The 15,253-nt window shown below is 58.5% G+C and carries 7 protein-coding genes, 2 tRNA genes, 3 rRNA genes and 3 pseudogenes; 5 read left to right on the top strand and 10 right to left on the bottom strand.

Translation table 11 applies throughout. The features are described from left to right. Positions 1 to 50 precede the first annotated feature (50 nt). Positions 51 to 2,125: pseudogene (locus QFZ94_RS14585) on the bottom strand (molybdopterin-containing oxidoreductase family protein). A gap of 187 nt (positions 2,126 to 2,312) precedes the next feature. On the opposite strand from QFZ94_RS14585, the gene QFZ94_RS14580 reads away from it, so the two are divergent. From QFZ94_RS14580 to tnpC, 4 genes and pseudogenes are all read left to right on the top strand, one after another. After that, a complete protein-coding gene (locus tag QFZ94_RS14580; protein ID WP_410848663.1) occupies positions 2,313 to 3,509 on the top strand; it encodes a M20 aminoacylase family protein in 1,197 nt (398 codons plus the stop codon). A 121-nt stretch (positions 3,510 to 3,630) separates the two neighbouring features. Next, entirely contained in the window at positions 3,631 to 3,855 is a 225-nt protein-coding gene (locus QFZ94_RS14575) for a transposase (RefSeq protein WP_429457822.1), read from the top strand. A gap of 159 nt (positions 3,856 to 4,014) precedes the next feature. After that, positions 4,015 to 4,341 carry an IS66 family insertion sequence element accessory protein TnpB gene (tnpB, locus tag QFZ94_RS14570; protein WP_368586832.1) on the top strand — a complete coding sequence of 109 codons (327 nt, stop codon included), beginning with the start codon at positions 4,015 to 4,017 and terminating at the stop codon, positions 4,339 to 4,341. A gap of 123 nt (positions 4,342 to 4,464) precedes the next feature. Then, positions 4,465 to 5,808: pseudogene (gene tnpC / locus QFZ94_RS14565) on the top strand (IS66 family transposase); the annotation flags it as partial. 80 nt (positions 5,809 to 5,888) lie between these two features. Here tnpC and QFZ94_RS14560 read toward each other — a convergent pair. From QFZ94_RS14560 to QFZ94_RS14545, 4 genes are all read right to left on the bottom strand, one after another. Then, positions 5,889 to 6,902 (bottom strand): tyrosine-type recombinase/integrase, encoded by a 1,014-nt coding sequence (locus QFZ94_RS14560; RefSeq protein WP_429457820.1) that lies wholly within the window; start codon positions 6,900 to 6,902, stop codon positions 5,889 to 5,891. Beyond that, positions 6,899 to 7,081, bottom strand: coding sequence for a hypothetical protein (locus tag QFZ94_RS14555; RefSeq protein WP_429457818.1), 183 nt, complete (start codon positions 7,079 to 7,081; stop codon positions 6,899 to 6,901). The genes QFZ94_RS14560 and QFZ94_RS14555 overlap by 4 nt, the downstream gene beginning before the upstream one ends. Positions 7,082 to 7,194: 113 nt before the next feature. Next, the gene (locus tag QFZ94_RS14550; protein ID WP_429457816.1) at positions 7,195 to 7,845 is read right to left on the bottom strand and encodes a tyrosine-type recombinase/integrase; all 651 of its coding nucleotides are present in this window, start codon (positions 7,843 to 7,845) and stop codon (positions 7,195 to 7,197) included. Next, on the bottom strand, positions 7,842 to 9,098 hold the full coding sequence (locus tag QFZ94_RS14545) for a site-specific integrase (RefSeq protein WP_429457814.1): 1,257 nt from the start codon (positions 9,096 to 9,098) through the stop codon (positions 7,842 to 7,844). Before QFZ94_RS14545 ends, QFZ94_RS14550 begins: the two co-directional genes overlap by 4 nt. A gap of 179 nt (positions 9,099 to 9,277) precedes the next feature. Between QFZ94_RS14545 and QFZ94_RS14540 the strand changes: the two are divergent. Further along, positions 9,278 to 9,571: pseudogene (locus tag QFZ94_RS14540) on the top strand (transposase domain-containing protein); the annotation flags it as partial. 47 nt (positions 9,572 to 9,618) lie between these two features. Here QFZ94_RS14540 and rrf read toward each other — a convergent pair. The 5 genes from rrf to QFZ94_RS14515 form a co-directional block, all read right to left on the bottom strand. Next, a 5S ribosomal RNA gene (gene rrf, locus QFZ94_RS14535) occupies positions 9,619 to 9,732 on the bottom strand. Between the two features lie 225 nt (positions 9,733 to 9,957). Next, positions 9,958 to 12,837, bottom strand: a 23S ribosomal RNA gene (locus QFZ94_RS14530). A gap of 291 nt (positions 12,838 to 13,128) precedes the next feature. Then, a tRNA-Ala gene (locus QFZ94_RS14525) sits at positions 13,129 to 13,204 on the bottom strand. A 57-nt stretch (positions 13,205 to 13,261) separates the two neighbouring features. Beyond that, positions 13,262 to 13,338: transfer RNA gene (locus QFZ94_RS14520), tRNA-Ile, on the bottom strand. A 78-nt stretch (positions 13,339 to 13,416) separates the two neighbouring features. Then, positions 13,417 to 14,949, bottom strand: a 16S ribosomal RNA gene (locus tag QFZ94_RS14515). The 16S, 23S and 5S rRNA genes sit together here with 2 tRNA genes alongside, the layout of an rRNA operon. Between the last annotated feature and the right edge of the window lie 304 nt (positions 14,950 to 15,253).

Below are 15,253 nucleotides of genomic sequence, written 5' to 3'. Positions count from 1 at the left end.
AGCCTCGAACTTGCGAGGCTCGCCGTCGGCTTCAAGGTGCGGTGCGGCTTTCAGGCCCGCTCGACTTCGACGAGACAGTCGTAAAACGTCGCGGAACCGCCGAGATCGGTGAGTGCCTGGCTCGTCAACTGGTTGGCGTTACGGCCGTCCGGCGCGAGCTTCTTCCACCAGATCGACAACCCGACGACCAGGCCTTCGCGCGCCCGGTCGGTCACGCGGGCGCGCGCCTGCATCGAGCCGCGGTCGTTGAAGATGCGCACCTGATCGCCGTCGCCGATGCCGCGCGCGCGTCCGCAGGGTGGATGTCGAGATGGGGCTCGCCCTCGGTAGCGCGCAGACTCTCGATGTTCACGAAGGTGCTGTTCAGGAAGTTGCGCGCTGGAGGCGAAATCATCGCGAGCGGATAGCGGGCCGCCAGTTCGGGCGAGCCGTCGGCCGATTCGTAGGGTGGCAGATAGTCCGGCAGCGGGTCGAGGCCCTGTTGCGCAAGGCGCTCGCTGTAGAACTCGCACTTGCCGGACGGTGTGCGAAAGCCGCCGCCGGCAAATGGCGCGTCCGGTAGATTGAGACGGGCCCAGCCGGCTTGCTTCAGCAGCGGCCAGTCGACACCGTCCAGCGTCTTGTCTTCCCAGCGAAATGCGGCTTGCGCTACGGCTTCGTCGCTGTCGAAGAGTGACGGTTCCGTCAGGCCCATGCGGCGCGCGAGGCCGCGGAAGATCTCGGTATTCGGGCGTGCGTCGCCAAACGGCGCGATCGCGGGCAGGTTGACCATCACGTGCGTGTGGCCGTATGACTTGTGCACGTCGAGATGTTCGAGCTGGGTCGTGGCGGGCAGCAGCAGATCGGCGTAATCCGCGGTGTCGGTCTGGAAATGCTCGAGCACGATCGTGAAAAGATCCTCGCGCGCAAAGCCAGCCGCGACGCGTTCGGAGTCTGGCGCGACCGCGACCGGATTCGAGTTGTAGACGACGATCGCTTCGACTTTGGGGCCGAACGTCGCGTCGCCCGGGTGCAGCAACGCGTCGCCGATCGCATTCATATTGATCACGCGGCTCGGCTTCGACGGCCAGCCCGGCATCAGGTCGGGACGCTGCAACGCGTGTGAGTCGACCGGCGCCCAACCGCTCGACGACAACAGCGCCCCGCCCGCGCGCTCGCGCCATGCGCCGGTCAGCGACGGCAAACACGCGATCGCGCGCACCGCATTGCCGCCGCCGCGCACCCGCTGCAGACCGTAGTTCAAGCGGATCGCGGCTTTCTTCGTGCTGGCGTAAAGTCGCGCAAGATCGGCAATTTCTTCCTCTTTGACGTCACAAATTTCCCTAACGCGTGACAGTGGATAGCTGAGCGCGCGCAGCTTCAAGTCAGCGAAGCCCAGCGTGTGCGCCGCGATGTATTCGTGGTCGAGCAGATCCTCGGTGATCAGCACGTTCATGATGCCGAGCGCGAGAGCCCCGTCGGTTCCGGGCTTCAGCGCGATGTGCTGGTGGCATTTCTCCGCGGTCAGCGAGCGATACGGATCGATTGCGATCAGCCGGGCGCCGCGACGCTTGGCTTCCTGCGCGCGCGTCCAGAAATGCAGATTCGATGCGATCGGATTGGCGCCCCAGATCAGAATCACTTCGCTTTCGGCGAAAAACTCGCTGTGCATACCGACGCCGCCGCCATACGTGTATTTGAGGCCAGCTGCGCCGGCAGCCGCACAAATCGTTCGATCCAACTGCGATGCGCCGAGCTTGTGGAAGAAGCGTTGCGCGATGCTGTCGCCCTGCACCAAGCCCATCGTGCCAGCGTAGCTGTACGGCAGAATCGCTTCCGGCGCGCGACGGGCAATTTCGCCGAGGCGGTTTGCGGCAAGGTCCAATGCTTCGTCCCAGCTGATCGGCGCGAAGCGGCCCTCGCCCTTGCGGCCGACACGCTTCATCGGCGTCGTCAACCGGTTCGGATGGTACACGCGCTCCGCGTAGCGGCTGACCTTCGTGCACAGCACGCCCTGAGTCGGCGGATGGTCGGGATCGCCGGCGACCTTGATGGCCCGTCCGTTGTCGACGGTCACGCGCATCGCGCAGGTGTCGGGGCAATCGTGCGGGCACACGGCGCGCGCGAATTCGGTCGGGGCGTTCATCGGCAAGGTGTCCTGGCAAGCAGAAAGCGATCGGGCAAAATGGAATTTTATTACGTCAATAGGCCGCCGACCCGGGTGGTGCCGCCAAAAATGCCTTCGGCGTAGAATGAATTATCCGCAGTGCCCGGGCCGACGCGGTCCGCGGCGATCTCATGCTCGTCGAGCACAAACGCATAATCACTCCATCATGAAACTCATCCCCGAAATTCAGGCCGCTCGCGGCGAAATCCAGACCCTTCGACGAACCATCCATGCCCATCCGGAACTGCGCTACGAAGAGACGGTGACCGCTGATCTCGTCGCGCGTTCGCTCGAGTCCTGGGGCATCGAGACTCACCGTGGTTTGGGCAAGACGGGCGTGGTCGGCGTATTGAAGCGCGGGAACGGCTCGCGCGCGATTGGTTTGCGCGCCGACATGGATGCGCTCCCGATCCAGGAACTCAACAGCTTCGATCATCGTTCGACGAACGACGGCAAGATGCACGCGTGCGGGCATGATGGACATACAGCGATGCTGCTCGGTGCCGCGCACTACCTGGCCAAACATGGTGATTTCGACGGGACGATCGTGTTCATTTTCCAGCCGGCCGAAGAAGGGGGCGCCGGCGCGAAGGCGATGATCGACGACGGCCTGTTCACCAGATTTCCCGTGGATGCCGTGTTCGGCATTCACAACTGGCCGGGCATGCCGGCAGGCCACTTCGGCGTGACCGAAGGCCCCATCATGGCGTCGAGCAATGAATTTCGCATCGAAATCAAGGGCGTCGGCTCGCATGCGGCACTTCCGCACAATGGTCGCGACCCGGTCTTTACCGCGGTGCAAATTGCCAGCGGACTACAAAGCATCATCACGCGCAACAAAAAGCCGCTGGATACCGCGGTATTGTCGATTACGCAAATACATGCCGGCGATGCGGTCAATGTCGTGCCGAACGACGCGTGGATCGCGGGGACCGTGCGGACCTTTACGACAGAAACGCTCGACCTGATCGAGTCACGCATGCGCAAGATCGCGCAAAGTACAGCCGAAGCATACGATTGCTCCGTTCAGATCCAATTCCACCGGAACTACCCGCCTACGATCAATAGTGGCGAGGAAGCGCGTTTTGCGGCGTCGGTCATGAAAGAGGTCGTTGGCGCGGAAAATGTCGATGACGCTGTTGAACCGACGATGGGCGCCGAGGATTTCTCGTTCATGCTGCTGGCGAAACCGGGTTGCTATGCTTTTTTGGGCAACGGCGATGGCGGCCACCGCGAAGCCGGCCACGGCGCGGGCCCTTGCATGCTGCACAACGCGAGTTATGACTTTAACGACGAGCTATTGCCGGTGGGGTCGACGTATTGGGTTCGACTGGCGCAGAAATTTCTGGCGCAGGGTAAGTAGAGAGTTGAGAAGCATTGAGGCGCGTGGAGGTTTTCGCTGTAAGCGCGTCTTCATTACCGTGTAGATTTCGTCGTTGAGTTTGGCTACTTTGGTGCCCACCAAACGAATGGTGGACGCAACAGTGGACAGCTCTCCTCAATCCGAACGGTCCAAGCGACCCAATTTTTCTGTTGAGTTCAAGCGGCAGATCGTCGAGGCGACGCTCAAGCCGGGCGCATCGGCCGCGCTCATCGCTCGCGAGCACGACATCAACGCCAATCTGCTGTTCAAATGGCGTCGTCACTATCTTGACGGCGATTTCGGCATGCCCGACGTGCCGTTGCCAGAGGCGCCTGCACTCAACTAGCTACCAGTGGCCGTAGCTGAGCCTTTACTGGAAGTGCCCGGCGAGCCCATCGCCGGACAGCGCCGGCACCTACGAGGTCGAATGCGGTGACGTCCGGCTACGCCTGAGCGCTGACACGCCCATCGCAAACCTGATCAAGATTGTGCGGGGTCTTGCCCGATGAGCCTGCTGATGCTGCCGTCCGCCGTTGGCCTGCCGTCCGGATCCCGAGTGTGGCTGGCCGCTGGAGTCACCGACATGCGGGCCGGATTCAACAGTCTCGCCGCCAAGGTGCAGACCGTGCTGAAACGCGATCCGTTCTGCGGACACGTCTTCGTGTTTCGCGGCAAACGCGGCGACCTGCTCAAAGTGCTGTGGTGGAGTGGCGATGGCATGTGCCTGCTGATGAAGCGTCTCGAGAAGGGGCGCTTTGTATGGCCTCAAGCCGACGGTGCCGTTATCTGCCTGAGCCCGGCGCAACTTGTCGATGCTGCTCGAAGGCATTGACTGGCGGCAACCGACGAGAACTGCACGACCGACCTCGGCGTTGTAAACGTCGTGGCCCGCGCGCAAACTGGTCGCATGACGCGCGCGAGCCCACTTCCCGACGATGTCGAAACGCTGAAGGCGATGCTGCTCAGCCACGAGGCGGCGCTGCGCGAGCGCGACGCGCAGGTGTTCAAACTGCAGGAAACGATCGACTCGCAACAAGCCGCACTGGCCTCGCGCACAGCCGAGGTCGAACACCTGAAGCTGCTCATTGTCAAGCTGCGCCGTATGCAGTTCGGTCGCAAGTCGGAGAAGCTGGACCATCAGATCGAGCAACTGGAGCTGCGCCTCGAAGAGCTTGAGGCCGACGAAGGGGCGGCGCCAGTCGAAATCCCGAAGGCGCCGCGCACGGCTGTGGAACAGGCACCTCGCAAGCCACTGCCAAAACATCTGCCGCGCTAGCTCCGAACCTACTTGCCTGAATCTGGCGGGAAGTGCTCGGAGTGCGGTGGCGAGATGCAGCCGCTGGGCGAAGACGTTGCCGAACAGCTCGAGTACGTACCGGCAAGCTTCCGGGTCATCCGTCAAGTGCGCCCGAAGTTTGCGTGCGTGTGTTGCGATCACATCTCTCAGGCGCCTGCACCGAGCCGGCCCATCGAACGCGGTGTCGCCGGCCCAGGGCTGCTCGCCCACGTCCTGGTCTCGAAGTTCGCAGATCATGTACCGCTTTACCGGCAGTCGGTCATGTACGCGCGAGAAGGCGTCGAGCTTGATCGCTCGCTGCTTGCGAAGTGGGTCGGTCACGCGGCGACGCTGCTGCAGCCGCTCGTTGAAACGTTGCGTCGACACGTGATGTCGGCGACCAAACTGCACGCTGACGACACGCCGGTTCCGGTGCTTGCACCGGGCAACGGCAAGACGAAAACCGGTCGCCTTTGGGTTTACGTGCGCGATGACCGCGCATCGGCCGACACGACGCCGTCGGCGGTGTGGTTCGTCTATACGCCGGCTCGTAAGGGCATCCAACCACGACAGTATCTCGAATGATTCAACGGCACGCTGCAAGCCGATGCATACGGTGGCTACCAGGCCATCTATGAAACCGGGCGCGTCACGGATTCGGCCTGTTGGGCGCACGCCCGACGTCAGTTCTATGAACTGCACGCAGCGCGCCCGAATGCGTTGAACACCGAGGCGCTTGAGCGTATCGGCGCGCTATACAGGATTGAGGAAACAATCAGGGGCAAGCCGCCCGACCAGCGCCGTGCGCATCGCCAGAAGCATGCGCGGCCGCTACTCGATCGAGTCCGTGCGTGGCTCACAACGGCGCTGGAGACCCTCTCGCGCAAATCGGATACGAGCCGGGCGATCCTCTATGCGCTGAACCGGTGGGAAGCGCTCACACGCTATTGCAATGACGGCCAGCTCGAAATCGATAACCTGCCAGTCGAGCGCGCGCTACGCGGGGTGGCCATCGGTCGACGTTATGCGCACTTCGGGATTATGCCAGGTAAGTGTGGCGAGCCGGACAGCAGGCGGAGCTCGCCACGTAGGATTCCACATAATCAAAGGGCCTCCAGAAACTTTAGAAGCGTGTCTGGCGGCCGGTAGCGGGATCGATGCGTCTTCAGTGGGGCAATCGCTGCCAGGGCACGCTCCTTCATGGCGAGATCTGCTTCAACGTAACCGTGCGTTGTCGAAGGACTCTCATGTCCGAGCCAGAGTGCAATGACCGTGATATCGACGCCGGACTGCAACAGGTGCATTGCGGTCGTATGTCGAAGCGTATGCGGCGAGATCGATCGCCCGATCAACGACGGACAGCGTGTCGCGGCTGCGTTTGCCGCGACGGCAATCCGCTCCGCAGCGTTCGAGCGCGTCATCGATCTTCCCCAGCGGTTAGGTAGCAAAGGTTGTTCGGCGCGCAGGCCTGCATATTCGATCCAGCGCCGAAGTTCGACAGCCGTATCCTTCCATATCGGTACTGTCCGTTGCTTGCGCCCTTTCCCGTGTAAGCGCACGCTCGGAGTGACATCGAACTCAAGATCGCTGACATGGATGCCAGTCAGTTCTGAGACCCGAGCACCGGTGTTGTAGAGCACTTTGAGGAGTGCCCTGTCACGCCTGCCATACCAGGTGTCTCTATCAGGGGCATCCAGGAGCGCCTTTGCCTCGTCACGGGTGAGGAATCCCAGCATTGGCTTGTCGGAGCGCTTCATCGGGATGGCCAGAATACGCTGTGCGATAAAGAGAGCCTGCGGGCACTGGGACGCCATATACTGCGCAAACCCGCGTATTGCGGCGAGCCTCGCGTTACGACTTCGTACTGAGTTGTGGCGCTCCACTTCGAGGTAGGCGAGGAATCCAACTACGAGGTCTGCGTCGATGTCGAGCAACGTAAGTTGTGCAGCTGATTTGCGGCATTGTTCTTCGGCGTAGCCGAGCAGAAGACGGAATGCATCGCGATATGCCGCGACGGTTCCCGGGCTCGCAGCCTGTTGTTGCATCAGACGCTCGGTAAAGAAGCGCTGGACCAAAGCGGCGAATTCGGCAGGTCGAGCCAACAGGGTATTGTTCATGCTGGAACCCCTTCGGCGTAGCGTTGGAAGCGTTCGCCCGCGATGTTCATCAGTTCAGGGATGCCAGTAAAGTACCAATAGGTATCGACTACCTTGGCGTGTCCTACATAGATCGACAATGCTGACAGACATCTCCCTATGTCCTCCTCTTCTCGGTAGAAGCGCAACGCGCTGCGCACGATGAAGGTATGTCGTAGATCATGCAGACGATGACGACGGTAGTCTCCGCGAGGTTTCCAGCCGAGCTGCCTCTCACATATTGCGTGCAACGTGTACAACATCTGGCGTTGGGTTACCGGCTGACCGCCTTCTCTCCGAAGAAGCGATCCGAACATCGATCAGGGACAAATCGGTCCCGGAAGTTGGCATACTCCCGCAACTGCCTGGTGACTGTATCGTGCATGGCGACATAGCGATGCTGATGACATTTGGAGTTGCGGACGTTAAGAACACCAGCATCGAGATCGACGTCCGCAACAGTCAGGTGAATCGCTTCGGAGATCCGCAATCCTGTCGTCAACAGCAAGCCGAACAACGCGCAACACGTTGCCGGGCGCAAACCTCCAGGTGGCCCAAGCAGGCTGGCTTCGGCCAGCAACGTTCGAATCTCCTGCTCAGTAAAGATATGTGGCACCAGCCGACGGTGTCCGCGACCTAGCAAATTCCTCGGTGGGATGACCGTTGTGGGATCTGAACGCATCTGGAACTTGGCGAAGCCGCGCAGTGTTTCGATACGGCGAGCCCAGCCAATCAAGGAGGCACGCTTCGAATCGCGAGCCCAGTCCGCCGCGAGATCCAGAGTCAGATGCTCTGCGCGACGCCGATCGGCGAAGCGGGCGAAGGATTCGAGCTGCCTGCCATCAATTGCTAGTTCGAAGCCGAAGCTGCGTCGATACGCAAGATATGCCGCCACACGGGCGGCCCAACCGCCGGTGATGTTCATGCCGTGCTCCCCGGCCATGACAGGGCAACCTCGCGCAGGCGTTCAAGATCCACACGAGCGTAGACGCGGGCCGTGTCCAAGCTCCGGTGCCGTAGCAGATCAGCGATCTCCTTGATCGAGACGTTCGCCCTCTGCAGACGAGTGGCGGTTGACCTCCGCAGCACATGCGTATTGCAGAACTGATCGTCCAGGTTGCAGCGTGCGAACGCCCGATTCATAGCGCTGCGAATCGCCGCGACGCTTAACGGAACGCCGAACGGCGCCCGGTGGCGTACAAATATAAATCGACTGTCGGTTGGCGGCCGCCCCCCTCGCAGGTATCGAGCTAAAGCAGCACCCGCTTGTTCAGGCAACGGCATACGTTGCGCACGGTGGCTCTTGGTGTGCTGTAAGGTCACGATGCCACGTCGCCAGTCTATTGCGTCAAGTGTCAGGCGGGTGGCCTCGTCTCCGCGCAGGCCAAGATCAAGAATGCAGCGAGCAATGGCATAGTCGCGCATGCCGGACGGGATGTTGAGATCAAAGGCCTGCAGGAAATGCTCGAGCTGGATATCCGAGAGTACCTTCGGCGGTTTCCGGTTTGGCCAGTTGGCGATCACCGGCAAAGTCAAAACAGCAAGGCGAGTATCGTCACCTTGCAACGCACGGAATCTCAGATAGCTTCGCAGACTAGTACAGACGAGTCCGAGTGAGCTGGGTTTCCAGTGTTGTCCGGCAAGGCTGGTCAGAAACGAGTCGACGGCCGGCGTAGTCAGATTGATGGACGCAGCGAACCCATCTGGCGTGCGGCTAGCGAAAAATGCTTCGAGGTGCCGAGCACGATAGACGCACGTCGAAGGAGCAAGGCCGCACGTGTCGCGCAAATACTCATGGAAGTTGTGCAACTCGTCTGCCAGCAGCCCTGGCGCGATCGCGGGCACGACATCCGCGTAAAGTGGCAATGCCAAAAGATGATGCAGCGCTGCGCGTGTCTCCGACACAACGGATCGGCGGGGTTCAGGGCAACGACAAACTCGAAGGTGATGCCGGACAAAGTGTTCGACAAGCGCCCCATCAACGTCGGAAGCAGATAGCCGCTGGCTCCTCATCCAATAACTGAAATGAGCCAGACATCGGAGATATGCTCCGATAGTACCTTGAGCATAACGTAGCCGTTCCAGCTCACCAATGTACGAATCGATGAACTGGCTCAGCGGCCCGTATATCAACCAGTCTCGGCGAGCGAGACGTTTCAGGCATGCATCGGTGGACATGATGGTCTCCGCAGGCGGGTTCGCGGAACTTCATCAGACCACAGATTATTATGCTGAGTTAGAACCCCTCGGCGCTGCTCTCTAGACGCCTTGGAGCTCGGCGGAGACTCGCGGGACGGATTGTTCTCCCCATAATCCTGAAGTGCGCATAACGTCGATTATGCTGATCTCAGCATAATCGACGCAACTATCTGTTCGCTGGAGCAGACTCCGGCGGCGAACGTGCCGCCGCGATCTACAGCCTCATTGGCACCGCAAAACTCAACGGCATCGATCCAGAGGCGTATCTGCGCTTCGTGCTCGCGCGCATCGCCGAGCATGCGATCAACCGCATCGATGAACTCGCACCGTGGGTCGTCGCCGATCAACTCCGCACCGCGGGCCTAAAGATCTCAGTCTCCAGTCAAGACGTCGCCGAGGCCACGCTTACTTTTCGCTTGCTTCAATGCTGTTTGTTGATTTCGGCCGCGTAAACGCAAAAACCCCACCGCTGGGGGTGGGGTTTCTGGCTTGTGGGGGAGCCTGACGATTACCTACTTTCACACGGGCAATCCGCACTATCATCGGCGTGGAGTCGTTTCACGGTCCTGTTCGGGATGGGAAGGGGTGGGACCGACTCGCTATGGTCATCAGGCATGACGGGTTGCTGCGTCGCTGTCAGGTTGGGGTCAACCTGGCGCCACAGCCAATCGGGAAGAAGCGTAAAGGATTCGTGTGTGGGTTGTGTTGTTTCTGGCGCAACACTGATCTCTCAACCGTGTGGGCTGGTGACTCCTGCGGGAGTTCCAGCGCATCCCTTTCGGGGATCGGACAGTCGCAAGCGCTAAAGCGCTAACTCATGTCGAAACACACCTGTTATAGGATCAAGCCTTACGGGCAATTAGTATCAGTTAGCTCAGTACATTACTGTACGTGCACACCTGACCTATCAACGTCCTGGTCTTGAACGACCCTTCAAGGGGCTCAAAGCCCCGGGGATATCTCATCTTAAGGCGAGTTTCCCGCTTAGATGCTTTCAGCGGTTATCTCTTCCGAACATAGCTACCCGGCGATGCCACTGGCGTGACAACCGGTACACCAGAGGTTCGTCCACTCCGGTCCTCTCGTACTAGGAGCAGCCCCCTTCAAATATCCAGCGCCCACGGCAGATAGGGACCAAACTGTCTCACGACGTTTTAAACCCAGCTCACGTACCTCTTTAAATGGCGAACAGCCATACCCTTGGGACCGGCTACAGCCCCAGGATGAGATGAGCCGACATCGAGGTGCCAAACACCGCCGTCGATATGAACTCTTGGGCGGTATCAGCCTGTTATCCCCAGAGTACCTTTTATCCGTTGAGCGATGGCCCTTCCATACAGAACCACCGGATCACTATGACCTGCTTTCGCACCTGTTCGACTTGTCAGTCTCACAGTCAAGCACGCTTATGCCATTGCACTATCAGCACGATTTCCGACCGTACCTAGCGTACCTTCGTACTCCTCCGTTACACTTTGGGAGGAGACCGCCCCAGTCAAACTGCCTACCATGCACTGTCCCCGATCCGGATCACGGACCAAGGTTAGAACCTCAAACAGATCAGGGTGGTATTTCAAGGACGGCTCCACGCAGACTGGCGTCCACGCTTCATAGCCTCCCACCTATCCTACACAGACCGGTTCAAAGTCCAATGCAAAGCTACAGTAAAGGTTCATGGGGTCTTTCCGTCTAGCCGCGGGGAGATTGCATCATCACAAACACTTCAACTTCGCTGAGTCTCGGGAGGAGACAGTGTGGCCATCGTTACGCCATTCGTGCAGGTCGGAACTTACCCGACAAGGAATTTCGCTACCTTAGGACCGTTATAGTTACGGCCGCCGTTTACCGGGACTTCAATCAGGAGCTTGCACCCCATCATTTAATCTTCCGGCACCGGGCAGGCGTCACACCCTATACGTCCACTTTCGTGTTTGCAGAGTGCTGTGTTTTTATTAAACAGTCGCAGCCACCAGTTTATTGCAACCCCTTCACCCTTCTGGCGCAGGCCAGTCAAGCTACCGGGGCGTACCTTATCCCGAAGTTACGGTACCAATTTGCCGAGTTCCTTCTCCCGAGTTCTCTCAAGCGCCTTAGAATACTCATCTCGCCCACCTGTGTCGGTTTGCGGTACGGTCACTGTGAAACTGAAGCTTAGAGGCTTTTCCTGGAACCCCTTCCAGTTGCTTCGCTTCCGAAGAAGCTCGCGCCACACCCTTGAGTCCTGTGCCCGGATTTGCCAGGGCACCCTCTCCAATGCAGCGACCGGGACTTCCAACACCCGGACAACCTTCCGCGATCCGTCCCCCCATCGCATTTCACAATGGTGCAGAAATATTAATCTGCTTCCCATCAGCTACGCATTTCTGCCTCGCCTTAGGGGCCGACTCACCCTACGCCGATGAACGTTGCGTAGGAAACCTTGGGCTTACGGCGAGGGGGCCTTTCACCCCCTTTATCGCTACTCATGTCAGCATTCGCACTTCCGATACCTCCAGCACACTTTCCAGTGCACCTTCGCAGGCTTACGGAACGCTCTCCTACCATGCACATAAATGTGCATCCGCAGCTTCGGTATATGGCTTAGCCCCGTTACATCTTCCGCGCAGGACGACTCGATCAGTGAGCTATTACGCTTTCTTTAAAGGGTGGCTGCTTCTAAGCCAACCTCCTGACTGTTTTAGCCTTCCCACTTCGTTTCCCACTTAGCCATATTTGGGGACCTTAGCTGGCGGTCTGGGTTGTTTCCCTCTTGACACCGGACGTTAGCACCCGATGTCTGTCTCCCGTGATTGCACTCTTCGGTATTCGGAGTTTGCTATGGCGAAGTAATCCGCAATGGACCCCACAACCATGACAGTGCTCTACCCCCGAAGGTGATACACGAGGCACTACCTAAATAGTTTTCGGAGAGAACCAGCTATTTCCAGGTTTGTTTAGCCTTTCACCCCTATCCACAGCTCATCCCCTAACTTTTCAACGTTAGTGGGTTCGGTCCTCCAGCACGTGTTACCGTGCCTTCAACCTGGCCATGGATAGATCACCTGGTTTCGGGTCTACACCCAGCGACTGGACGCCCTGTTCGGACTCGCTTTCGCTACGCCTGCCCTAATCGGTTAAGCTCGCCACTGAATGTAAGTCGCTGACCCATTATACAAAAGGTACGCCGTCACCCCTTGCGAGGCTCCGACTGTTTGTATGCATGCGGTTTCAGGATCTGTTTCACTCCCCTCCCGGGGTTCTTTTCGCCTTTCCCTCACGGTACTGGTTCACTATCGGTCGATCACGAGTATTTAGCCTTGGAGGATGGTCCCCCCATCTTCAGACAGGATTTCACGTGTCCCGCCCTACTTGTCGTACACCCAGTTCTTTCACAATGTTTTCGCCTACGGGGCTATCACCCGCTATGGCCGCACTTTCCAGAGCGTTCGGCTAACACTGCAAATAAAGAGTACAGGCTGATCCCATTTCGCTCGCCACTACTTTGGGAATCTCGGTTGATTTCTTTTCCTGCGGTTACTTAGATGTTTCAGTTCACCGCGTTCGCTTCACGCAGCCTATGGATTCAGCTACGGATACTCCATTAGGAGTGGGTTTCCCCATTCGGACATCTCCGGATCAAAGCTTGTTTGCCAGCTCCCCGGAGCTTTTCGCAGGCTACCGCGTCCTTCATCGCCTGTGATCGCCAAGGCATTCACCACATGCACTTGTTCGCTTGACCCTATAACGGGTGTGTCTCAGTTCAGACGCACGCGCTACAGGTTGAGTATTCGTGTTGCGCCGTATTCCAAAGCGATCTCTCGATCACTTATAAAATACATCGATACAATCACAACCCTGATTCACCTACTCACGCACCCATCTCCAGGTCCGCTTTCGTGAATCTCTTTACTACTTCTTCCTGATTGTTAAAGAACGACAGCCGATCATGAGTTGCCTCACATCGCGCTGACTGGCTCAATCGCCAATGCGCAACGCTCTGCATGTGTGCAGAACCCTGCGCATTGAGGATTGGTGGAGGATGACGGGATCGAACCGACGACCCCCTGCTTGCAAAGCAGGTGCTCTCCCAGCTGAGCTAATCCCCCAGTCATACAGCACACACTCCAGAGGGGCTCACCCGACCAGCTCACCAGACAAGACAGTGGTGGGTCTGGATGGATTCGAACCATCGACCCCCGCCTTATCAAGACGGTGCTCTAACCGACTGAGCTACAGACCCCTGAGTCTGTCTGCGTTGCTTCTCTAAACCACAGCCGATAAGCGTGAGCACTTGAATGCACTGAATGCATAGCTCTGGAAAGGAGGTGATCCAGCCGCACCTTCCGATACGGCTACCTTGTTACGACTTCACCCCAGTCATGAATCCTACCGTGGTGACCGTCCTCCTTGCGGTTAGACTAGCCACTTCTGGTAAAACCCACTCCCATGGTGTGACGGGCGGTGTGTACAAGACCCGGGAACGTATTCACCGCGGCATGCTGATCCGCGATTACTAGCGATTCCAGCTTCACGCACTCGAGTTGCAGAGTGCGATCCGGACTACGATCGGTTTTCTGGGATTGGCTCCACCTCGCGGCTTGGCAACCCTCTGTTCCGACCATTGTATGACGTGTGAAGCCCTACCCATAAGGGCCATGAGGACTTGACGTCATCCCCACCTTCCTCCGGTTTGTCACCGGCAGTCTCCCTGGAGTGCTCTTGCGTAGCAACTAGGGACAAGGGTTGCGCTCGTTGCGGGACTTAACCCAACATCTCACGACACGAGCTGACGACAGCCATGCAGCACCTGTGTGATGGCTCCCTTTCGGGCACTCCCGCCTCTCAGCAGGATTCCATCCATGTCAAGGGTAGGTAAGGTTTTTCGCGTTGCATCGAATTAATCCACATCATCCACCGCTTGTGCGGGTCCCCGTCAATTCCTTTGAGTTTTAATCTTGCGACCGTACTCCCCAGGCGGTCAACTTCACGCGTTAGCTACGTTACCAAGCCAATGAAGGCCCGACAACCAGTTGACATCGTTTAGGGCGTGGACTACCAGGGTATCTAATCCTGTTTGCTCCCCACGCTTTCGTGCATGAGCGTCAGTATTGGCCCAGGGGGCTGCCTTCGCCATCGGTGTTCCTCCACATCTCTACGCATTTCACTGCTACACGTGGAATTCCACCCCCCTCTGCCATACTCCAGCGCTGCAGTCACCAATGCAGTTCCCAGGTTAAGCCCGGGGATTTCACATCGGTCTTACAGCACCGCCTGCGCACGCTTTACGCCCAGTAATTCCGATTAACGCTCGCACCCTACGTATTACCGCGGCTGCTGGCACGTAGTTAGCCGGTGCTTATTCTTCCGGTACCGTCATCCCTCATGGATATTAGCCACGAGGTTTTCTTTCCGGACAAAAGTGCTTTACAACCCGAAGGCCTTCTTCACACACGCGGCATTGCTGGATCAGGCTTGCGCCCATTGTCCAAAATTCCCCACTGCTGCCTCCCGTAGGAGTCTGGGCCGTGTCTCAGTCCCAGTGTGGCTGGTCGTCCTCTCAGACCAGCTACAGATCGTCGGCTTGGTAGGCCTTTACCCCACCAACTACCTAATCTGCCATCGGCCGCCCCTTGAGCGCGAGGTCCCGAAAGATCCCCCGCTTTCCTCCACAGAGCGTATGCGGTATTAATCCGGCTTTCGCCGGGCTATCCCCCACTCCAGGACACGTTCCGATGTATTACTCACCCGTTCGCCACTCGCCACCAGACCGAAGTCCGTGCTGCCGTTCGACTTGCATGTGTAAGGCATGCCGCCAGCGTTCAATCTGAGCCAGGATCAAACTCTTCAGTTCAAACCTGTTACTGTTTTCGGTTTCGTCAGAAACCGGTCGCTCACTCAACGTACTGACGATGATCAATCCGTCTTTCGACAGATAAACCTTCCTCTAATACTGTGTGAGGCTTTCTGATACTTTTTGCCTTGCAGCAGATCCACAAGAATCCGCCGCCGCATTCCGCATCAAGCGCCCACACTTATCGGCTGTTAGTTTTTAAAGATCGATCCGCCCAACCCGCCGCGCCTGAACCACCACTACCCGGCACCGCTTCGTTTGCGTCGCTGCGTCTGCAGCAGAGAAACGAGATTATGGAGAACTT

This window comes from Paraburkholderia sp. JPY465 (assembly GCF_050436725.1).
Classification (GTDB): domain Bacteria; phylum Pseudomonadota; class Gammaproteobacteria; order Burkholderiales; family Burkholderiaceae; genus Paraburkholderia; species Paraburkholderia youngii.
The sequence above is the reverse complement of the archived record's forward strand: the minus strand, read 5'-3'. Positions and strand labels throughout refer to the sequence as shown.

What these genes read in the sequence shown, in the direction of transcription:
- QFZ94_RS14580 (WP_410848663.1), top strand. Translation starts at nt 2,313, where the DNA reads ATGAAACTCATCCCCGAAATTCAGGCCGCTCGCGGCGAAATCCAGACC.
- QFZ94_RS14560 (WP_429457820.1), bottom strand. Translation starts at nt 6,902, where the DNA reads ATGAACAATACCCTGTTGGCTCGACCTGCCGAATTCGCCGCTTTGGTC.
- tnpB (WP_368586832.1), top strand. Translation starts at nt 4,015, where the DNA reads ATGAGCCTGCTGATGCTGCCGTCCGCCGTTGGCCTGCCGTCCGGATCC.
- QFZ94_RS14550 (WP_429457816.1), bottom strand. Translation starts at nt 7,845, where the DNA reads ATGAACATCACCGGCGGTTGGGCCGCCCGTGTGGCGGCATATCTTGCG.
- QFZ94_RS14545 (WP_429457814.1), bottom strand. Translation starts at nt 9,098, where the DNA reads ATGTCCACCGATGCATGCCTGAAACGTCTCGCTCGCCGAGACTGGTTG.